Annotated in this window: 23 protein-coding genes; 12 read left to right on the forward strand and 11 right to left on the reverse strand. The window is 64.5% G+C overall.

Features of this window, described 5'->3' with window-relative positions:
• Window positions 1–4 precede the first annotated feature (4 nt).
• On the reverse strand, window positions 5–310 hold the full coding sequence (locus GRI47_RS01725) for a hypothetical protein (RefSeq protein ID WP_160659669.1): 306 nt from the start codon (window positions 308–310) through the stop codon (window positions 5–7).
• A 103-nt stretch (window positions 311–413) separates the two neighbouring features.
• A complete protein-coding gene (dapD, locus tag GRI47_RS01730) occupies window positions 414–1238 on the reverse strand; it encodes a 2,3,4,5-tetrahydropyridine-2,6-dicarboxylate N-succinyltransferase (RefSeq protein ID WP_160659670.1) in 825 nt (274 codons plus the stop codon).
• A 389-nt stretch (window positions 1239–1627) separates the two neighbouring features.
• Here dapD and GRI47_RS01735 point away from each other — a divergent pair, with 389 nt between their 5' ends.
• Window positions 1628–3820 carry a S8 family peptidase gene (locus GRI47_RS01735; protein WP_160659671.1) on the forward strand — a complete coding sequence of 731 codons (2193 nt, stop codon included), beginning with the start codon at window positions 1628–1630 and terminating at the stop codon, window positions 3818–3820.
• An 18-nt stretch (window positions 3821–3838) separates the two neighbouring features.
• On the opposite strand, the gene GRI47_RS01740 is transcribed toward GRI47_RS01735, so the two are convergent.
• The 4 genes from GRI47_RS01740 to GRI47_RS01755 form a co-directional block, all read right to left on the reverse strand.
• Window positions 3839–4918 (reverse strand): phosphotransferase family protein, encoded by a 1080-nt coding sequence (locus GRI47_RS01740; protein ID WP_160659672.1) that lies wholly within the window; start codon window positions 4916–4918, stop codon window positions 3839–3841.
• On the reverse strand, window positions 4918–6015 hold the full coding sequence (locus GRI47_RS01745; protein WP_160659673.1) for a Zn-dependent alcohol dehydrogenase: 1098 nt from the start codon (window positions 6013–6015) through the stop codon (window positions 4918–4920). The genes GRI47_RS01740 and GRI47_RS01745 overlap by 1 nt, the downstream gene beginning before the upstream one ends.
• Window positions 6015–7367, reverse strand: coding sequence for an acyl-CoA dehydrogenase family protein (locus GRI47_RS01750; RefSeq protein ID WP_160659674.1), 1353 nt, complete (start codon window positions 7365–7367; stop codon window positions 6015–6017). The genes GRI47_RS01745 and GRI47_RS01750 overlap by 1 nt, the downstream gene beginning before the upstream one ends.
• Before the next feature lie 96 nt (window positions 7368–7463).
• Window positions 7464–8924, reverse strand: a complete 1461-nt coding sequence (locus tag GRI47_RS01755; RefSeq protein WP_160659675.1) for an MFS transporter — start codon at window positions 8922–8924, stop codon at window positions 7464–7466.
• Between the two features lie 219 nt (window positions 8925–9143).
• Here GRI47_RS01755 and GRI47_RS01760 point away from each other — a divergent pair, with 219 nt between their 5' ends.
• From GRI47_RS01760 to GRI47_RS01770, 3 genes are all read left to right on the forward strand, one after another.
• Window positions 9144–10322 carry an acyl-CoA dehydrogenase family protein gene (locus tag GRI47_RS01760; RefSeq protein ID WP_160659676.1) on the forward strand — a complete coding sequence of 393 codons (1179 nt, stop codon included), beginning with the start codon at window positions 9144–9146 and terminating at the stop codon, window positions 10320–10322.
• Between the two features lie 125 nt (window positions 10323–10447).
• Entirely contained in the window at window positions 10448–11587 is a 1140-nt protein-coding gene (locus tag GRI47_RS01765) for an acyl-CoA dehydrogenase family protein (protein WP_160659677.1), read from the forward strand.
• 38 nt (window positions 11588–11625) lie between these two features.
• Window positions 11626–12432, forward strand: coding sequence for an SDR family oxidoreductase (locus GRI47_RS01770; protein ID WP_160659678.1), 807 nt, complete (start codon window positions 11626–11628; stop codon window positions 12430–12432).
• 85 nt (window positions 12433–12517) lie between these two features.
• Here the strand turns inward: GRI47_RS01770 and GRI47_RS01775 are convergent, their stop codons facing one another.
• Window positions 12518–12739: a hypothetical protein gene (locus GRI47_RS01775; protein ID WP_160659679.1), complete on the reverse strand. Its 222-nt coding sequence runs from the start codon at window positions 12737–12739 to the stop codon at window positions 12518–12520.
• Window positions 12740–12891: 152 nt separating this feature from the next.
• Between GRI47_RS01775 and GRI47_RS01780 the strand changes: the two genes are divergently transcribed.
• On the forward strand, window positions 12892–13599 hold the full coding sequence (locus tag GRI47_RS01780; RefSeq protein WP_160659680.1) for a PAS domain-containing protein: 708 nt from the start codon (window positions 12892–12894) through the stop codon (window positions 13597–13599).
• 108 nt (window positions 13600–13707) lie between these two features.
• On the opposite strand, the gene GRI47_RS01785 is transcribed toward GRI47_RS01780, so the two are convergent.
• The 4 genes from GRI47_RS01785 to GRI47_RS01800 form a co-directional block, all read right to left on the reverse strand.
• Window positions 13708–14523, reverse strand: coding sequence for a helix-turn-helix domain-containing protein (locus GRI47_RS01785; protein WP_272916489.1), 816 nt, complete (start codon window positions 14521–14523; stop codon window positions 13708–13710).
• 4 nt (window positions 14524–14527) lie between these two features.
• Window positions 14528–15190, reverse strand: coding sequence for a guanylate kinase (gene gmk, locus GRI47_RS01790; RefSeq protein WP_160659682.1), 663 nt, complete (start codon window positions 15188–15190; stop codon window positions 14528–14530).
• 72 nt (window positions 15191–15262) lie between these two features.
• The gene (locus GRI47_RS01795; protein ID WP_160659683.1) at window positions 15263–15676 is read right to left on the reverse strand and encodes a hypothetical protein; all 414 of its coding nucleotides are present in this window, start codon (window positions 15674–15676) and stop codon (window positions 15263–15265) included.
• A gap of 35 nt (window positions 15677–15711) precedes the next feature.
• Window positions 15712–16215: an SspB family protein gene (locus tag GRI47_RS01800; RefSeq protein WP_160659684.1), complete on the reverse strand. Its 504-nt coding sequence runs from the start codon at window positions 16213–16215 to the stop codon at window positions 15712–15714.
• Between the two features lie 81 nt (window positions 16216–16296).
• Here GRI47_RS01800 and hisB point away from each other — a divergent pair, with 81 nt between their 5' ends.
• The 7 genes from hisB (at window position 16297) to GRI47_RS01835 (ending at window position 20387) form a co-directional block, all read left to right on the forward strand.
• Window positions 16297–16890 (forward strand): imidazoleglycerol-phosphate dehydratase HisB, encoded by a 594-nt coding sequence (gene hisB, locus GRI47_RS01805; protein ID WP_160659685.1) that lies wholly within the window; start codon window positions 16297–16299, stop codon window positions 16888–16890.
• A 104-nt stretch (window positions 16891–16994) separates the two neighbouring features.
• Window positions 16995–17621, forward strand: coding sequence for an imidazole glycerol phosphate synthase subunit HisH (hisH, locus tag GRI47_RS01810; RefSeq protein WP_160659686.1), 627 nt, complete (start codon window positions 16995–16997; stop codon window positions 17619–17621).
• Between the two features lie 4 nt (window positions 17622–17625).
• Complete coding sequence (gene hisA, locus GRI47_RS01815) at window positions 17626–18366, forward strand: 1-(5-phosphoribosyl)-5-[(5-phosphoribosylamino)methylideneamino]imidazole-4-carboxamide isomerase (RefSeq protein WP_160659687.1); 741 nt, start codon at window positions 17626–17628, stop codon at window positions 18364–18366.
• Window positions 18367–18607: 241 nt separating this feature from the next.
• Window positions 18608–19366, forward strand: coding sequence for an imidazole glycerol phosphate synthase subunit HisF (hisF, locus tag GRI47_RS01820; RefSeq protein WP_160661251.1), 759 nt, complete (start codon window positions 18608–18610; stop codon window positions 19364–19366).
• 92 nt (window positions 19367–19458) lie between these two features.
• Window positions 19459–19632 carry a hypothetical protein gene (locus GRI47_RS01825; RefSeq protein WP_160659688.1) on the forward strand — a complete coding sequence of 58 codons (174 nt, stop codon included), beginning with the start codon at window positions 19459–19461 and terminating at the stop codon, window positions 19630–19632.
• Between the two features lie 60 nt (window positions 19633–19692).
• Window positions 19693–20007: a phosphoribosyl-ATP diphosphatase gene (locus GRI47_RS01830; protein WP_160659689.1), complete on the forward strand. Its 315-nt coding sequence runs from the start codon at window positions 19693–19695 to the stop codon at window positions 20005–20007.
• Window positions 20007–20387 carry a histidine triad nucleotide-binding protein gene (locus GRI47_RS01835; protein ID WP_160659690.1) on the forward strand — a complete coding sequence of 127 codons (381 nt, stop codon included), beginning with the start codon at window positions 20007–20009 and terminating at the stop codon, window positions 20385–20387. The genes GRI47_RS01830 and GRI47_RS01835 overlap by 1 nt, the downstream gene beginning before the upstream one ends.
• Window positions 20388–20396: the final 9 nt, after the last annotated feature.

Raw genomic sequence — 20396 nt, forward strand, 5'->3', positions numbered from 1 at the left:
CGCCTCAGTTCTCGATGGTCTGGAGCGGGCTGTCGGCCGCTGTGTCGTTGGCGGTGCCTTCCATCTTGTCCGCATCGTCCATCGTCACCCCGTCGATGCCGGCAGCATCGTCCTGCGCCTGGATGCGATCGGACACGTTGACTTCCGATTCGACCTCGTTCTGCGAGGCGGCACCGAAAATCCAGATGGCGGAGAGGAGGATCACGGCCAGCAATGTGCCGATGATCAGCACCCAGCGCACGACGCCTTCTTTCGAACCGCCGCTGGCTTCGGTTTCGGTTACGTGGGTTTCGTTGCCATCGCTACGCATGTGATAAGTCTTTCCCTTTGGATCAGGCGCATTCGGTTCGTGGGATTACCGTACTGCGGCCCTTATGTTCCCTGATATACTGTGTTCCCTGATATGCCGCACGTCAATCGCGCAGCAACTCGTTGATGCCGGTCTTTTCGCGCGTCCGGGCATCCACCGTCTTCACGATGACCGCGCAGGCAAGCGAGGGGCCGCCATCGGGATCGGGCAGGGTGCCGGGGACGACGACGGAATAAGGCGGGATTTCACCGCGCGTGACCGTGCCGGTCGCCCGGTCGACGATCTTGGTCGACTGGGTGATGAAGACGCCCATCGCCACCACCGATCCTTCGCCGACGATCACGCCCTCGACGATTTCGCTGCGCGCGCCGATGAAGCAATTGTCGCCGATGATGGTGGGGTTCGCCTGCATCGGTTCGAGCACGCCGCCGATGCCCGCGCCCGCCGAGATGTGGCAGTTCTCACCCACCTGGGCGCAGCTGCCGATGCTGGCAAAGGTATCGACCATCGTACCCTTGCCGACATGGGCGCCGATATTAACGAAGCTCGGCATCAGGACGCAGCCCGGCGCGATATAGGCCCCGGCACGCGCGACCGCGCCCGGCACCACGCGAAATCCCGCCGCGCGGAAGCGCGCATCGTCCCATCCGGCGAACTTGCTGGGCACCTTGTCGAAGGCAGGATGGCCCGCACTGCCGCCGTCCATCACCTGATTGTCGTTGAGGCGGAAGCTCAGGAGCACGGCCTTCTTGAGCCATTGATTGACCTGCCACCCGCCGGTCCCATCGGGCTCGGCCACGCGCGCCTCGCCGCTGTCGAGCATGGCGAGCGCGCGTTCGACATGGTCGCGCACCTCATGGCTTTCGGGAGTGACCGAGGCCCGATCGTCCCAGGCAGCTTCGATGGCTCGGGCGAGGTTTGCGGTCATGGGGCTGGGGTCCTTCAGGCGATTGGTCGAAACGGGCGTTTGGGGCGCTGTTAGATAGATGGCCGCGAACCGGCAAGCGCCGTGCCGCCCAGCCGTTAATAGTTACGACATCGCAATGGTGTACGGATCGCGCACGAAGAGGGTTCGCCATGGCATTGAGAAAAATCTCCCGAATTGATCGTCATGCACTGCGCAGCGGCGCGGCGATCGGAGCGCTGGCGCTGCTCGCCGCTTGTGGCGGAGGCGGCAGTGGGGGTGGCCCTGTCATCAGCACGCCCGCGCCGCAGCCTACGCCGTCACCGACCCCGCCTCCCGCACCGGCACCTGCACCGACCCCCACGCCGACGCCTACTCCGGCGCCGTCTTCCTTCGATACCGCCGAATTTCGGATGTCTGACGGGCCCGAACAGCACAAGGCCGTCAGCGCGTGGCAGCGCGGCGCGACCGGATCGGGGCGGATCATCGCGGTCGTCGATACGGGCATCGATCTCGACAGTCCTGAATTTACAGGGCGCATCCATCCCGATTCGCGCGACGTCGCGGGCAACCGCAGCGTCGATGGCGAGGACGACCACGGCACCAATGTCGCGCTCGTCGCGGCGGCGGCGCGCAACGATACCGGCATTCTCGGGATCGCCTACGATGCGCGGGTGCTGGCGCTGCGAGCAGATCGGCCCGGTACGTGCGGCGACGATACGCCGGAGAACACCAATCTGACATGCAGTTTCTCCGACGGGGATATTGCTCGGGGGATCGACCAAGCGGTGTCTTCCGGCGCGACCGTCATCAATCTGAGCCTGGGCGGCGGCGGGGTCGGCTCCGCGACTCTGGCAGCGGTCCGCCGCGCGGCAAGTGCAGGCATCGTCATCGTGGTCGCCGCCGGGAATGGCGGCGATGGCAGCAAGGCGGATGTCGATCCCAACCAGCCGACGCCCTTTGCCAGCGGTATCCGCGAAGCGGGCGGAAGCAATGTCATCATCGTCGGCTCGATCGACGAGGGATCGCAGATATCCAGCTTCAGCCAGCGCGCCGGTAGCCAGGCGAACTTCTATCTCACCGCGCGGGGCGAGCGGATCTGCTGCGTCTACGAAAACGGGCAGATCTTCGTCGGGCGTGACGAGCGGGGCAGTTTCCGCCTGCTGTTTTCCGGCACCAGCTTCGCCGCGCCGCAAGTCGCCGGGGCGGTCGCGCTGATGGCGCAGGCTTTTCCCAACCTCACCGGCGCGCAGATCGTCCAGATCCTGCTCGAAACCGCGCGCGATCTGGGCGAGACGGGCGTCGATACGACCTATGGGCGCGGTATGCTCGATATCGCGGCGGCCTTCGCCCCGCGCGGGACCACCACGCTTGCGGGCGGGACCAGCGTGATGCGCATCGGCGAGACATCGGTGATCGGTTCCGCGCCGATGGGCGATGCGCTGGCGGGGTCGCAGGGCCTCACCGGCGTCCTGCTCGACGAATACAAGCGCGCCTACGAATACGATGTGACCTCGGGATCGCGCGGCGCGGTGCCGGAATACCGGCTGCACAACGCGCTAGCAGGCGGACAGCGGCAGATCGGTGGCGGCAATGCGAACCTTTCGCTGGGCTTCACCGTCGGCGATGCGCGGTTCGCGGCGCAGACCACCGCAGAAGGCGCAATGGCGCGCCAGATGCAGCTCAGCACGCGCGAAGCGGAGGGAGCCGAAGTCCTCGCCGCACGGATGATCGCGCGCGTCGCGCCCGACATGCAGATCGGCTTCGCCATGCGCGAAGGCGCCTTCGGCCTTGCCAGCCGGATGCAGGCGCAGGAGCGTCCGGCCTTCCTGATCGCGAGCGATGCGGGCGGCGATGTGGGCTTTTCGCGCAGCAGCGATGCGAGCGTGGCCGTAAGGCGCGAGTTCGGCCGTCTCGGCCTGACCGCGAGCGCCGAAAGCGGCGAGGCATGGATCGGCAATCGCCGCCAGGGGGAAGAGGTTTTCCAGGGCGTGCGCGACCGGCGCGCGACGCATACCCTGTCGCTTGCAGCCGATCGCCGGTTCGGAAATCTCGATACGACGCTCGGCCTGTCATGGTTGCAGGAGGAGGATACGATCCTCGGCGCCTATCTGGCGCAGGGCTTCGGCGCGGGCGGGGCGGACACGCTGTTCGTCGATGCTTCGGGCCGCTGGGATGTCGCGCCGGGCTGGTCGCTGGGCGGGGCCTATCGCCACGGTCTGACCCGCGCCGATAGGAGCGGCTTTGTGGCTGGCGGGTCGCGCTTCCAAAGCCAGGCGTGGTCGCTCGACCTGACGCGGGCGCAAGTCTTCGGAAATGCCGACACGCTCGGCTTCCGCCTGTCGCAACCGCTTCGCGTGACGCGTGGGGGGATCGATCTGATGCTCCCCGTCAGCTACGATTATGCCAGCGAAAGCGCGGGCTTCGGCACGCGCCGCCTGTCGCTTGCCCCGTCGGGACGCGAGACGGTGGGCGAACTCGCATGGCGTGGCCCGCTCGCCAGGGGATGGGCATCGGCGAGCCTCTATTACCGCACCGATCCCGGCCATTACGCTCAGGCGCCCGACGATGCGGGCGTGGCGGTGACGTGGAGCCGGGGTTTTTAGGAAGCGGGGGCTTCCGAGCTAGGCCGGCATCCCCGCATCCAGCGCGAACTGGTGCGCGCGCTGGACCAGCGGGACCACCCGCTCGCTCATCGCCTTGGCGTGGGCGGAACTGGCCGTGCCGTCGATCACGCGCTTCTTGATACCCTGCATGATCCCGGCGAGCCGGAAGAGGTTGTAGGCGAAATACCAGTCCATCGGCGGGACCGGATAGCCGGTGCGCGCGACATAGCGTTCGACCGCCTCGTCCTGCGACGGAATGCCCAGCTCTTCGAGATCGAGGCCGAGCAGGCCCGCGCGCCCATCCGCCGGATTGTGCCAGTTGAGCATGAGATAGGCGAAATCGGCGACCGGATCGCCCAGAGTAGATAATTCCCAATCGAGCACGGCGAGGACGCGATTGGCGTCCTTTTTGAAAATCAGATTGTCGAGCCGGTAATCGCCATGGACGACCGAGCTTTCGTGCTGCGGCGGGATCGTCTCGGGCAGCCATTCGATAAGGCGATCCATTTCGGGGATCGTCTCGGTCTCGGACAGGCGATACTGCTTGGTCCAGCGGGCGATCTGGCGCGCGCAGTAATCCTGCGGCTTGCCGAAATCGTCCATGCCGATCTTCGCCGGGTCGGTCGTGTGGAGATCGGCCATGGTGTCGATCATCGCGTGATAGATCGCGCGGCGATCCTCCTTCGCGATGCCGGGCAGAGCGCCGTTCCACAAAGACCGTCCATCGGCGAGGCCCATGACGAAGAACATCGATCCGATGACGTCCGTATCCTCGCACAGGCCGTAGGTCTTCGGCACCGGAAACCCCGTCGGGCCCAGCGCCGACATCGCCTTGTATTCGCGATCCACGGCGTGGGCGCTCGGCAGCAATTTGCCGAAAGGCTGGCGGCGCAGGACATAGCTGCGGTTCGGCGTATCGATGCGGTAGGTCGGGTTGGACTGGCCGCCTTTGAACTTCGAATAGGAGATCGGCCCTTCGAAGCCTTCGACATTGGCCTCGAACCATGTCGTCAGCCGGTCGAGGTCGAGCGTGTCGGCATCCGGCACCGCGACGGTGCCGACCATCTCCTTGTCGAAATCGATCGTTTCGTCCGCCATCAGTCGAACACCACCACGCTGCGGGCGGAATGGCCTTCGCGCATCGTGTCGAAACCCTTGTTGATGTCTTCCAGAGGGATACGCTCCGCGATGATCGTGTCGAGATCAAGCAGGCCGCGCATGTAGAAATCGACAAGGCGCGGCAGATCGACCGGGAAATGGTTCATCCCCATGATCGCGCCCTGGAGTTTCTTGCCCGACAGCAGGTCCATCGCGCCGAGGCCGACCTTGCAGTCCAATGGCATCATGCCGAGGATCGTGGCCGTGCCGCCGCGGCGAAGCAGCTTAACCGCGAGCTTGGCCGAGGCATCGCGCCCGACCGCCTCGATCGCGTGGTGGACGCCGCCGCCCGTGATCTTCATCACCTGTTCGACCGCATCGTCCGCCATCGCATCGACCGTGTGCGTCGCGCCGAGCGCTTCGGCGAGGTCGCGTTTCTCCTTCAACGGATCGATCGCGATCACCTTGCCCGCGCCCGCGATCTTGGCCGCGTTGACGACCGCTAGGCCGACGCCGCCGCAGCCGACCACCGCGACCGCTTCGCCCGGCACGACCGAGCAGGCGTTGAACACCGCGCCCGCCCCCGTCGTCACCGCGCAGCCGATGATGGCGGCGCGATCGAGCGGCATGTCCTTGTCGATGGCGACGCAGGCGTGTTCGTGGATCAGCATCTGTTCGCAGAAGGCCGACAGGTTCAGCATCTGCGCGACCGGGGATCCCGAGCCTGGGCCGTCACTGCGCATGATGCGCGGATCGGCGGTCTGCGGGCGGCGCGTATCGGCGCCCATGCACAGCGCCATCCGGCCCGTGACGCAGAATTCGCAATGGCCGCAAAAGGCGGAAAGGCAGGTGACCACATGGTCGCCCGGCTTCACCGTCTTCACCTCCGACCCGACCGCGCGCACCACGCCCGCCGCCTCGTGCCCCGGAATGGCGGGCATGGGGTGGGGGTAGGCCCCGTCGATGAAATGGAGGTCCGAATGGCACAGGCCACAGGCCTTGGTGTCGATCAGGACTTCGTGCGGCAGCGGATCGGCGAGTGTGACCTCGCCGATCGTGAGACTGCCGGTCTGTTCGAGAATTGCGGCCTTTGCCATCAGCGCGAAGCTCCCACGTCACCGCTGCTCATGCCTGCGCTGGCACCCGCGCTGCCCGCGCTCGCCGAATGGGCGTTGCCGCCGCGCAGAGCGTTCGAACCCGGCCCTTCATTGGGCGCGTGCTTGGCGAATTCCATGCGCGCGATGGAGCGGGCGTGGACCTCGTCCGGACCGTCCGCCAGGCGCAGCGTGCGCTGATGGGCATAGGCGTTGGCGAGCCCGTAATCGTTGGACACGCCGCCGCCGCCATGCGCCTGGATCGCATCGTCGATGATCTTGAGCGCCATGTTCGGCGCCTGGACCTTGATCATCGCGATTTCCTGCTTGGCGGATTTGTTGCCGACCTTGTCCATCATGTCCGCCGCCTTGAGGCAGAGCAGGCGGGTCATGTCGATATCGATCCGGGCGCGCGCGACGCGCTCTTCCCAGACCGAATGCTTGTAGATCGGCTTGCCGAACGCCTCGCGCTCCTGAAGGCGGCGGCACATCTTTTCGAGCGCTTCTTCCGCCACGCCGATGGTGCGCATACAGTGGTGGATGCGGCCCGGACCGAGGCGGCCCTGCGCGATCTCGAAGCCGCGCCCTTCGCCCAGCAGCATGTTCGAGGCGGGCACGCGCACGTCCTTCAATTCGACTTCCATGTGGCCGTGCGGCGCATCGTCATAGCCGAACACGGGCAGATGGCGCAGCACCGTGACGCCTTCGGCATCGAGCGGCATCAGGATCATCGATTGCTGCGCATGGCGCTGGGCGGAAAAATCCGTCTTGCCCATCACGATCGCGACCTTGCAGCGCGGATCGCCCACGCCGGAGGACCACCATTTGCGGCCGTTGATGACGTATTCGTCGCCATCCTTTTCGATCCGCGTCTCGATATTGGTGGCGTCCGAACTCGCCGTATAGGGCTCGGTCATCAGGAAGGCGGAGCGGATCTCGCCGTTCATCAGCGGGTTCAGCCACTGGTCCTTCTGTTCGCGCGTGCCGTAGCGGTGGAACACCTCCATATTGCCGGTATCGGGCGCGGAGCAGTTGAAGACCTCGCTCGCGAAACCGATGCGGCCCATTTCCTCCGCGCACATGGCGTATTCGAGATTGGTGAGACCGGGGCCTTCGAATTCGAAGCTTTCGTCGACATGATGATGGCTGTCATTGCGTGGCGGCATGAACAGGTTCCACAGGCCCTGCGCCTTGGCTTTGGCCTTCAGCTCCTCAACCACCGGGATCACCTTCCAGCGCTCTCCTTCCGCATCCTGTTCGAGATAGGTCGGCACGGCGGGGCGGATGTGATCGGCGATGAAGCTCTTCACACGGTCGCGCCAATAGGCCTGCCGTTCGGTGGGTTCGAAATCCATGTCTGAGGGTCCTCTCTACTCGTCTCGTCTGTCGTTCTTTGCCCGGAAACTGGCAGAGCCAACCGCGTCCGCCAAGGCCTATTCCACGGGCTGAAATCAGGGCGGGGTGATGTGCGCGTCGCGATCCGCGCGTGCCGTAGCGTCGAGCGCTTCGCCCGGCGTCGCATTCAGCGAAGCCAGCCGCGCCTCGTGGTCTTCGCGCGTGATCGGGAAGCGCACCAGCCAGAACGCCGCGAAGCTTGCCAGCAGCGCCGAAAGCGCGCCGAACAGCAGCACCATCGTCGCGATCACGTCACCGCCGACTTCGCCCTGGGCGGCATTGTTGGGCAATTGCGACAGCGCCACGATCTGGCCGGTGATGAAGATGCCCGCCCCGGTCGCGCATTTCTGGACGAACCAATTGCCCGCATAGAATGTCCCTTCCGCCCGGCGTCCGGTGCGCTCTTCGAAGGCCTCGACGATCTCGGCGATCATCGAGGTGGCGGAGATCAGCGCGACGATCCCGAACGCATTGGCGATCAGGACGAACGCGTAGAAGCCGCCCGTCGATGCCGCGCTGCCCACCTGCGGCCAGAACCCGATGAGAAGCAGGGCATAGGGCGAAAAGCCGATCAGGAACGATACGATCATACCGATCGCCGCCGAACGCGGCTTGCCCCATCTGCGGTGCATCGGCCCGACGATGAAGAACATCAGCACGACGCTGAAAAACAGGACGATCGGGTAGAGCGTCAGCGCCGTCTGATCGAACTGCCAGACGAACAGGTTGAGATAATTCGAGATCGAGAAGGTCATCCCCTGCGAGACATAGGCGGCGAGCGCGCCCGCGGCGAAGATCAGGAAGGCGCGTTCCTTGAAGGCTTCGCCGATCTCCCCGAAGGCATTGCGCAGCGAGAAGGGCGGGGGACGGTGCTCGGGAAGGCGAGCCACCAGACGATGCTGACCGATGGCGGAGCCCACCACCGACAGGAAGATGAGGCCTGCCCCGAAGATGCCGAACAGGCTGTATCCGCCCGGCTGGAGCATCCCTTCCGCGCCCGGCATGAACACCCGATAGGCGAGGAACATCATCACGATCCCGCCCAACCATCCGAACAGGTAGCGATAGCGGAACAGCGTCGTGCGCTGGTCGTAATCCTGCGTGATTTCGGGCACGAGGCTGACCGAGGGCACCTCGCACGCCGACAGGAGGATGCGCACCACCACGGCGATGCCGAGCAGTTCCCAGAAGCTGGGCGTCCCGTCGATCGTCGGGTTCCAGAGCACGGCCCAGGCCAGCGCGAGGGGCAGGGCGGCGGCATAGAGCCAGGGCAGGCGGCGGCCCCAGCGCGTATAGGTGCGATCGGACAGGTGGCCGAGGATCGGATCGATCACCGCATCGACCAGCAGCGCACAGGCGAGCGCGGCGCTGACCAGCGCGGCGTTCATCCCCAGAACCTGATTGTAGAAGATCAGCAGGAAGAAACTGAACCCGCTATCCTTCACGCCGAAGGCGACCGCGCCGAACCCATGCACGATCTTGAGGCGCTGCGGCAGCGGGCCGGTGGTAAACGCCATCAGGACGACACCCTGCAACTGCGACGGATCCGCGCATTACCGGCCATTTCTCGCTCCTCTTTCCCGGCTTCGAGCCTAGGCTCGCAGCCCCCGGCGTCAATCGAAACCGCTCGACGCTACGGCATGGCGGCTCGGCGCGATCGCCCTTGCGGAAGGGGTGCGAATCGACTTAACGTTTACGTCAACGAAGAGAGTCGAGACCGAGAGAGGAAGGCCGAAATGTCCGATCCCGAAAGCTTCCGCAGCGAAGTGCGCGACTGGCTGGAAGCCAATTGCCCGCCCGAAATGCGCCAGCCCGTGCGTGACGAGGAAGATGTCTATTGGGGTGGCCGCAACGCCAGCTTCAAGAACGATGCGCAGAAGGCATGGTTCGAAGCCTGCCGCGACAAGGGCTATACCGTTCCCGAATGGCCGAAGGAGTATGGCGGTGCGGGGCTAACGCCGGCCGAAGGCAAAATCCTGCGCCAGGAAATGGCGCGCATCGGCGCGCGTCCGCCCTTGTCGAGCTTCGGTATCTGGATGCTCGGCCCGGCGCTTCTGCATTTCGGCACCGAGGGGCAGAAGCAGCGTTTCCTCAACGAGATCGCGCGCGGCGAAATCCGCTGGTGCCAGGGCTATTCCGAGCCGGGCAGTGGGTCGGACCTCGTCTCGATGCAGACCTTTGGCGAGGACAAGGGCGATCATTGGATCGTCAACGGCCAGAAGATCTGGACGAGCTATGCCGACGAGGCGGACTGGATCTTCTGCCTCGTCCGCACCGACAAGGAGAACAAGTATCAGGGCATCACCTTCATGCTGTTCGACATGGCGAATGACGGTGTCTCGACCAAGCCGATCAAGCTGATCAGCGGCAACAGCCCGTTCTGCGAAACCTTCATGGACGATGTGAAGGTGCCGAAGAGCTATGGCGAGGACATTCCCGGCTATGTCGGAGAGATCAATCGCGGCTGGGACGTGGCAAAATATCTGCTCGGCCACGAGCGTGAGATGATTTCCGCGACCGGCGGCGGCGATCGCGCCTCCTCGCTCGGCGCGGTGACGAGCCGTCAAGGCGAACTCGACCCCGTGCTGCGCGCTGAAATGGCGATGTTCGATGTCGACGCGCTGTCCTTCACCGCGATGAGCGAGAAGTTCATGGACGAGCTCAAGGTCAATAAGGGCCATCCCGCCCAGCCGAACATGCTCAAATATGCCGGGACCGAGCTGAACAAGCGGCGTCATGAATTGCTGATGGCAGCAGGCGGCAGCCGCGCTCTCGAATGGGAGAGCGAGGAGACCAGCGGCGGCAAGACCGCGCGCGGCTGGCTGCGCACCAAGGCGAACAGCATCGAAGGCGGCACCAGCGAGGTGATGCTGAACGTCATTTCGAAGCGCATCCTCGACCTGCCGGGGGCCTGACTGCTGAAACTCCCCTCCCCTTCAGGGGAGGGGTCGGGGGTGGGGCGTGTCACAGGATGACGCCAACCTTACAGCCCCCACCCCAACCCCTCCCCTGAAGGGGAGGGGCTTAGGAGAGAGATACTATGCCACTCTATCACGACGAAGATCAGGCGATGCTCGCCGAAACCGCGCAGCAGTTCATGGCCGAACAGGGCGCCATCAAGGACCAGCTGCGCCATTGGCGCGACCGCAATTGCAAGGACGGCTTCGGCCATGCGCTGTGGAAGCAGTTCGCCGAGATGGGCTTCACCGGCATTCTGGTGGGCGAAGACCATGGCGGGCTCGATATGGGCCATGTCGAAGCCGGGATCGTGCTCGAGGAGATCGGCCGCAATCTGACGCCGTCGCCTTTCCTGTCGTCCTCCGTGCTCGCGGCGACCGCGCTCAAGCATGGGAGCGACGATGTGAAAGGCCGCTGGCTTCCCGACATGGTCGCGGGCGAGAAGGTCTATGCCGTCGCCATCGACGAGGGCCCCAAGCACCGCCCCGAGCGGATCGCCTGCAAGGCCGAGAAATCGGGCAATGGCTTCCGCCTGTCGGGCAAGAAGGATTTCGTCGTTTACGGCGCCAGCGCCGAGATGATCGTGGTCGCTGCGCGCACGTCGGGCAGCGATAGCGACGAGGATGGGTTGACGCTGTTCGCCGTACCCCAGGATGCCAATGGCATGAGCCATGACAGCGTGCGCCTGGTCGACAGCTCGATGGCGAGCCACATCACGTTCGACGGTGTCGAACTGGATGGCGATGCGGTGATCGGCGAAGTCGATGGCGGGCGCGCGGTCCTGAATGCGATGCTCACCGCAGGGCGTGTCGGCGCGGCGGCGGAAGGCGTCGGCGTGGCGCGCGGGGCGATGGACATGACCGTCGATTACCTCAAGCAGCGCAAGCAGTTCGGCAAATTGATCGGCGAATTCCAGGCGCTCCAGCATCGCGCCGCGCATCTCTATTCCGAAGTCGAGATCGCGCGCGCCGTCACCATCAAGGCGGCGCAGCTGCTCGACGGCGGCAGCGAACAGGCCGAGCTCATGTCCAGCGTCGCCAAGGCCAAGGTCGCCAAGGCGGCAGGTCTCGCGGTGCGCGAGGGCGTGCAGATGCATGGCGGCATCGGCATGACCGACGAATACGATATCGGCCTCTACATGAAACGCGACCGCGCGCTGCAGGAGTTCCTCGGCGATCAGTATTACCACGCCAACCGCGTCGCGGAACTGAGCGGATACTAAAGAGACAGGCCCCGCCCGACGGGGCAAGGAGACAGGACATGACCCTCGAAGACCTATTCAGCCTCAAGGGGCGCATCGCGCTCGTCACCGGGGGGAGCCGCGGGATCGGACGCATGATCGTCGAAGGCTTCCTCGCCGCCGGGATCGAGCGAGTCTATATCACCGCGCGCAAGGGCGGCGAATTGCACGAAACCGCTGAGGAGCTGGGCGATCGGGTCGTCCCGATCCAAGGCGATATTTCCACGATGGAAGGCATCGACGAATTGGTGGCGGAATTGTCGTCGAAGGAGGATCGGCTCGATATCCTCGTCAACAATGCCGGCGCTGCCTGGGGCGCGGATTATGCCGAATTCCCCGAAGCCGGCTGGGACAAGGTCATGGATCTGAACGTCAAGACGCCGTTCTTCCTGACGCAGAAGCTCCATACGCTGCTCACCGCCGCCGCCAGCGCCGATCGTCCGGCCAAGGTCATCAACATCACCTCGATCGACGGGCAGCGCGTCAATCCGTGGGAGACCTATAGCTATCAGGCCTCGAAAGCCGCGCTGATCCACCTGACGCGGCGTATGGCGGCGCGGCTGGTGAGCGATCACATCTACGTCACCAGCCTTGCCCCCGGCGCGTTCCCGTCGAACATGAACAAGGTTGCGCGCGATATGGAGGAGCAGAGCGCCAAGGGCATTCCGAGCAAGCGCGTGGGCGACAAACTGGATATGGGCGGCACGGCGGTCTATCTCGCCAGCCGGGCGGGCGATTACACGATCGGCGAGACGCTGACGGTGGATGGCGGCATCGTCAACGCCCACCTTCCGACTCATTTCGCGGATCCTTCAGGGGGGCGGTGACCCCCCGCATACCATCGCCCTGCGCCTGTCGTTTGGGCGTGACGTTACCTATCGAGAATTCCCCACCCCGATGCGAGGCCGATCCCTAGCACGGGATTGCGATTCGCTCACGCAGGCGAGAGGTGCGTTCGCGCGCAAGAACGAGCGCGGAAACATCGCTTCCCAGTCCGTCCTCCCCCAAAGCGGCGTCGAGATGGGTGCTCACGTCCAGGAGGAACCGGATCAGGAATTCGTTGATCTGTTCCAGATTGCGGAGCCGATGAAGCATCTCCTTCTCGGACATCGTGACGATCGCATCAGGCGTCATAATGGTCCGCCCCTCTCTCCAGAATAGACCTTATTGATTTCTCTATGCCTTTTCCGGGACCGAAGATAGCCTAATAGTTTGGTTAAGGCCCAATTTGCGTCAATTTCGGATTGGCGCTGGAGCGGTTCGCGTAAATGTGGTAAGTTTGCACCATGCCCGACACGATGTCTCACCAGCAATTGATCAAACTGGTCTCAGGCGCGGCGGCTGCGGTGTTCGAGACGGATGCGAGCGGCCATATCACACGCCTGTCGGGCTGGGAGGAAATGACCGGCCAGACCTCGCATGCGGCGCAGGGGGCGGGATGGCTCGAAGTGATCCACCCTGACGATGTGCAGCGCGCGGGCGAAGCCTGGAAGAACGCGCTCGATCACGGCATCGAATACAACACCGAATTCCGCGTAAAGATGCAGGATGGTTCATATCGTTGGTATAATGCGCGTGGGGTCCCCGAATTCGACGGCGAGGGCAATGTCAGCGCCTGGATCGGGATGATCCTTCGCATGACCCATCGGATGCGGCCAAACGCCATCGCCCCGGTTTCGCGGAACGATGCTTCGGCTACGGTCGTCGCGATCCGTCCGGCGGCTCTGCGGGCGGCCAGGGCGATGCTCGGCTGGTCGGCGGAAGATCTGGCGCGCGAGGCCGGCTTGTCGCGATCGACCGTCCGGCGGATGGAGACCGATGACGCGAAGAAATCGACCCAGCGCTCGACCATGCAACGCCTTATCCGCACGCTCTCCAACGCACGACTCGAACTGTTGAGCGAGGACGGCACCGTCAACGGCGTGCGCTGGTTGCCCTACGAGGAGCAGAGTTCGACCGTCCTGCCATTCCCGGATCGCGCCAATTGCGCCTGACACGGCGCAGGATCGCGCAGCGCCGCGATCGGCTTCATCACCTTCATCAAACGAAAGCGGGCCGCAGGCTGATCGCCTCCGGCCCGCGATACTTTAGCGGACGCGCTTTCAGCGGATGAAGTAACCGACCACGCCCCAACGGCCATTGTCCTTCGCCATTACGAAGGTTTCGATGCGGCCCGATGCGTTCGAGAAATCGGTGGCGAAGGAAATCAAGCGATAATCGCCGCGCGGGACGCCAGGCAATTCGGTCTGGCTCTCGATCGATTTTTCCGTCCGGCTGACCACAGGTCCCAAGGGTGCGCGGATCGGCGCAACCTGGGCGGCCCATGCATCGGCGGTCACCGCCTGTTTGAACATCGGCCCCGCTTCTGCCCAGCTCGCGGTGTAATCGCCCGCATCAACATGACGCGCGAAGGAGCGCGCGGCGTCCACGGCGAGGGCGTTTTCCCGTACGGTGGCTTCCATCTGTTTTTCTCCCCCGGATGTTGGCTTGGCAGACACGACCTCATTGGTCGCGCCCGAATCCGAAGGTGCGAAAGTGGTCAGAGCGAGAGCGGCGGCGATTGCGGCTGTCAACATTATGAAACCTCCAATGATCCAGGGGCGATAGGATCGCGCTCCCGGTGTTGCTGATGGCTTCGCATGATCGTCTTCCCGTGTGGCCGCGCCTATCCCGATTTCGTCGGGCGCGCGGTTTTGGGGGGCGTCCCTATCCTGCTCCCCCAAGATTCTTGCGGCCTCCCGGCTGCTAGACACCCCAAGTTTCCTGCGGGCTTCGCGCAAGTAGTCGTTGACCGTATGGACCGACAGATCGAGTTCGGTGGCGGCGGACTTCGCGGTGTGGCCGGCGAGCAGCAGGTGCAACACCTCCCGCTCGCGATCGGTCAGGGCGTCGATCCGGCTGTCGGTCCCAGCGCTCATCGGATTAGGTCATCAATTCGCGAACGAAGGGAATGAGGCCGGTCTGGCGCTGGCGTTTCATCCGTTCGGCATGGAGGATTTCGCGCACCTTGGCGAAGCAGCTGTCGACATCGTCGTTGATGACGACGTAATCATAGGCGTCCCAATGGCTGATCTCGCTGCGGGCGCGATCCATGCGGGCATCGATCGTGCCCATATCGTCGGTGGCGCGGCCCTCCAGGCGACGGCGCAGCTCGGCAATGCTGGGGGGGAGGATGAAGACGCGGACCACGTCCTGCTGGTCCTTCTGATAGAGCTGCTGCGTGCCCTGCCAGTCGATATCGAACAGGAAATCCTGGCCCTGCTTCAAAGCGGTGCGGATGCGGCCCTTGGGGGTGCCGTAACGGTGACCGAAGACAGGGGCCCATTCGTAGAAATCGTCCTCTTCGATCATGGCATCGAATTCGACATCGCTGACGAAGTGGTAATGGACGCCCTCGATCTCCCCCGGACGCGGTTGGCGCGTGGTCACGCTGACCGAGAGGCGGATTTCCTCGTCCGCGTCGAGCAGCATCCGGCTAATCGTCGTCTTGCCTGCCCCGCTGGGCGAGGACAGGATGAACATCAGCCCACGCCGATGGAGGTCGGCGTCGGGTTCGAGAGAAGGTGTGGAAGCAGATTCGGCCATGCGGGCCTATGAAACGCCAAGCGCACGCGAATCAAGTCAGAGGATGTCGATAAGCCCAAGGCTTGCGCCCGATCAGTCGTCGCGATGCGCCTGTTCGATCAATTCGCGGTCGCCCTCGCGGCGCTGGTGGCCCCGGCTCTTGCGCCGATCGTAAAGGGTTTTGACCAGGGCGCCGCCGCCCACGATCACCGCGCCGGGCAGGTTCTTCGTCGCGAGCTTGGCAAGGCCGAAGCTGACGAGCGATTGGCCAAGCGTCTTGTTCTGGACGATATTCTTCGCGACATCCTTGCCGTAGCGACCGCGCAATATCCCCTTTTCGATCGCGCGGCGCGCGACATAGGATCCGGCGCGGATCACCACATCAGCCATCATGAGATTGGTGGCGGGATTGTCTGTCGGGCCGGGCATTCCGTCGGTCTTGCCGGGTGTTTTCGCTCGTGCCTTGTCGATGGCCTTGGCCCCGTATGCGCTGACGTGTTTTACCATGCTACTGCCCCTGTATGGCGCAGCCTGCGTGCGCCTTATTTCTTGCGACCGAAATCGACCGTGACGACGTTCGATCCGTCTTCGCTTTCAACAACGGGCGGGCCATCGCCCTGTTCCGCCCCGTCATTTTCGGGATCGTCGGTCTCGGTCGGCTCCAACCCTTCGACCGTGGCCTGAAACTGGAGCCCGAAATCGACAGCCGGATCGACGAATTGGGTGATCGCGGCGTAGGGGATCACGAGTTCGGCGGGGATCTGGTTGAAGCTGAGGCCGACGCTGAACCGGTCTTCTTCCACCTTCAGGTCCCAGAACTTGTTCTGAAGCACGATCGTCATCTCGTCGGGGAAGCGTTCGCGCAAGGACGGCGGGACGCTGACGCCCGCCGCGTGAGTCTTGAACGTGATGTAGAAATGGTGCGCGCCGGGCAATTCGCTGCCGCCCGCGACGATTTCGCCGAGCACGCGGCCGACCACGGCACGCAGGGCCTCCTGCACGATGGCGTCATAGGGGATCAGGCTGTCGGGCGGATCGTCGCTCATGGCGCGCTAGGTGGAGCGGCGTCGCGCGCCGGTCAAGCCGGAATGCTTGCGAAGCCGTGCACAGCTTCTATAGCGCGCCCCATGCGCACCGGCCGGATAGAGCGGAATACCGCGGAAACGAAGATCCTCGTCGAGGTCGATCTCGACGGGACGGGACAATACGACATCGCGACGGGGATCGGATTTCTCGATCACATGGTCGAACAGGTCAGCCGCCATTCGCTGATCGACGTGACGATGAAGGTCGACGGGGATCTCCATGTCGATCAGCACCACACGACCGAGGACAGCGCGTTGGCTTTGGGCCAGGCGATCAATCAGGCGCTGGGCGACAAGGGCGGGATCGCGCGGTACGGCACCGCCTATTCGCCGATGGACGAAACGCTGGCGCGCGTGGCGCTGGATATTTCGGGCCGTCCGTGGCTCGTCTGGAAGGCGGGGTTCACGCAGACAAAGCTCGGCGAGTGGGACACCGAGCTGATCGAGCACTGGTTCCACTCGGTCGCGCAGACGGCGGGCATCACGCTGCATTGCGAGCTGATCTACGGCAGCAACAACCACCATATCTGCGAAGCGATGTACAAGGGCTTCGCGCGCGCCATGCGCCAGGCGGTCGAGATCGATCCGCGCAAGGGCGGCACAATTCCCAGTACGAAGGGACAACTAGGTGGATAATCGCCTGGCATCGGCTGCGCAGCAGCCGCAAGGCCGACCGGCCGTCCGCAGCGCCGCAAGGCGCGAGGACATCGCGCGCCCGGAGGGGCGTGCGGAGACGAAAAATGGGTGAGGTTGTCGCTCTCGTCGATTACGGCGCGGGCAATCTCCATTCGGTCGAGAATGCGCTGCGCAAGGTCGGGGCAAAGGTGAGTGTCACTGCCGATCCTGACGTATTGCGCAGCGCCGACCGGATCGTTCTGCCCGGCGTCGGCTCGTTCAGGGCCTGCGCCGAAGGCTTGCGGGCGCAGGACGGCGCGATCGAGGCGATGGCCGAGCGGGTTCGCGTGGGCGGCGCGCCGTTCCTGGGCATCTGCGTCGGTATGCAATTGCTGGCGACCAGGGGCCTGGAACATGGCACCACCGCAGGCCTCGACTGGATTGCGGGCGAAGTGCGCGCGATCGAGCCGATCGATGTCAGCGTGAAGGTGCCGCATATGGGCTGGAACGATGTCGCCACCACGCCCCATGCAAAGGGCGATCCGGTGATCGAAACCGGAGAGGCCTATTTCCTCCATTCCTACCATTTCCACGCGGACAGTGGGCGCGACGTGATCGCGATGACCGATCATGGTGGCGGCCTTGTCGCGGCGGTCGGGCGCGACAATCTGCTCGGTGTCCAGTTCCATCCCGAAAAGAGCCAGGCCTATGGGCTGGCATTGCTCGAAAGGTTTCTCGCATGGCGGCCGTGACCCGATGATCGTCTTTCCTGCCATCGATCTGAAGAACGGCCAGGTGGTGCGCCTCGCCGAAGGCGATATGGACCGTGCCACCGTCTATGGTGACGATCCCACCGCGCAGGCGCTGCTGTTCGCGGACGCAGGCGCCGAGCATCTCCATGTCGTCGATCTCGACGGAGCCTTCGCGGGCGAGAGCCGTAATCGCGAAGCGGTCGAGCGGATCGTCGAGGCGTTTCCCGGCCATGTCCAATTGGGTGGCGGGATCCGCAAACCTTCCGATGTCGAGGGCTGGTTCGCTCTGGGCGTATCGCGACTGGTGATCGGATCGGCGGCCCTCAAGGACCCGCAATTCGTCAAGGACATGGCGAAGGAATGGGAAAACGGCATCGTCGTCGCGGTCGATGCGCGCGACGGGATGGTGGCGACCGAGGGCTGGGCGGAAGTCTCCGACGTGCCCGTCCACGACATGGCACGCCGGTTCGAGGATGCGGGCGTTGCCTCGCTCCTGTTCACCGATATCGGGCGCGACGGGCTGCTGAAGGGCTGCAATATCGACGCCACGCTCGATCTAGCGCGCCGGACCAGTCTTCCGGTGATCGCCAGCGGCGGGGTGAAGGGGCTGGACGATATCCACGTCCTGTCGCTGCACGCTCACGAGGGGATCGAGGGGGTCATCACCGGGCGTGCGCTGTATGATGGGCGGCTCGACCTCGGCGCGGCGCTGGCGATGGCGCGGAGAGGCGAGGGGCGCGGGTGATGGTTTTCAGGCGGAGACGCGGAGACGCGGAGCAAGAGAAGGGAATTCCGCTCACAGAGGCAGAGAGGCACCGAGCACGTTTCCCTTGGCGGCGAAGCCGCAATGTCATTTCGCCGCTTTCGTCACAAACAAGGATCGCCTGCGGCGCAGAGAATATCTCTCTGTGCCTCTGTGCCTCTGTGAGCACCCAAAAAAATCTCCGCGTCTCCGCGTCTCCGCGCGAACAATTGGGATGGACCGCATGACCGTCCGCGTGCGCGTGATCCCCTGTCTCGATGTGGCCAACGGCCGCGTCGTCAAGGGCGTCAATTTCGTCGATCTCAAGGATGCCGGCGATCCGGTCGAGCAGGCGCAGGCCTATGATGCGGCGGGCGCCGACGAATTGTGCTTCCTCGACATCTCCGCCAGCCATGAGGGGCGGGGGACCTTGCTCGACATCGTCCGGCGCACGGCGGCGGTCTGCTTCATGCCGCTGACCGTGGGGGGCGGAGTGCGCAGCGCCGAGGATGCGCGCGCGCTGCTGCTGGCAGGCGCTGACAAGGTCGCCGTCAACAGCGCGGCGGTCGAAAAGCCCGAACTGGTCGCGGAGATCGCCGAGCGCTTCGGAAGCCAGTGCGTGGTCGCCAGCGTGGATGCGCGGGCTACCGGAGATGGCTGGGAAATCTTTACCCATGGCGGGCGCCGCGCGACCGGGATCGACGCGGTCGAACACGCCGTGCGCCTGGCCGAACTAGGCGCGGGCGAATTGCTCGTCACCTCGATGGATGGGGATGGGACGAAGCGGGGCTACGACCTTGAACTCACCCGCACGATCGCCGATGCGGTGCGTGTGCCCGTGATCGCCAGCGGCGGCGTCGGGACGCTGGACCACCTCGTCGCAGGCGTGACCGAGGGCCATGCGAGTGCGGTTCTCGCCGCATCGATCTTTCATTTCGGCCAGCACTCGATTGCCGAGGCGCATGACGCCCTGCGCGCCGCGGGCCTGCCGGTGCGCGTCTAGGCCTTTTCGCGAAATCTGTCGCCCCAGTCTCGCAAAGGGACAGCCCTTCGCGCGGCACCCTTGCTTCCGACATCCTATGATACGAGCATCGCATGACGAATCACCTCGCCGCTTTTGCTACCCAGGTCGCGGGCCTGCCGTTCGTGCGGACCGTGACGAACGCAGTCGGCGAACCGAGCGCGCTCGCCGTGATCCTGACTGCGTGCGGCGCGCTGGTGGCCGGACGGCTGATCGGGATTCGATCGGGCGCACCGAGCGAGGATTGAGCGGAGACGCACCTCCACAGCATTGATTTCGCCCGCGCCGCGCCGCATGGATAAGCGATCATGGACACGCTCACTCGCCTGGAAGACACGATCGCCCAACGCCGCCGGGCGGCCCCCGAAACCAGTTATGTCGCCAGCCTCTCGGCGCGCGGCCTGCCGGTGATCGCGCGCAAATTCGGCGAGGAAGCGGTCGAGGCGGTGGTCGCCGCGCTGGCGGAAGACCGCGAGGAACTGATAGGGGAAGCGGCGGACGTACTGTTCCACCTGCTGGTTATGCTGGCGGAAAAGGATGTAAGCCTTGCCGACGTGATGGCCGAACTCGATCGCCGCGAGGGTGTCTCGGGTCTCGAGGAAAAAGCGAACAGGACCAGCTGATGCCCATCGACGCGACAAAGCCCTATGATGACGACAACATCTTCGCCAAAATCCTGCGCGGCGAAATACCTTCGACCAAGGTCTATGAAGACCAATGGGCCTACGCCTTCGAGGATATCAACGCGCAGGCCGAAATCCACACGCTGGTCGTCCCCAAGGGCCGCTATGTGAGTTGGGACGATTTCTCGCAGCACGCGTCGGACGAGGAAATCGGCGGTTTCGTCCGGGCGGTCGGGACAGTGGCGCGACAGAAGGGGCTGGTCGAACCCGGCTATCGCCTGCTCGCAAATGTCGGGCCGCATGGGGGGCAGGAGGTTCCGCATCTCCATGTCCACCTCTTCGGCGGCGAACCGCTCGGACCAATGATTGCGCGGCGATAAGACCGAGCA

Origin of the sequence: Qipengyuania pelagi, from assembly GCF_009827295.1 — a bacterium.
GTDB classification, from domain to species: Bacteria; Pseudomonadota; Alphaproteobacteria; order Sphingomonadales; family Sphingomonadaceae; genus Qipengyuania; species Qipengyuania pelagi.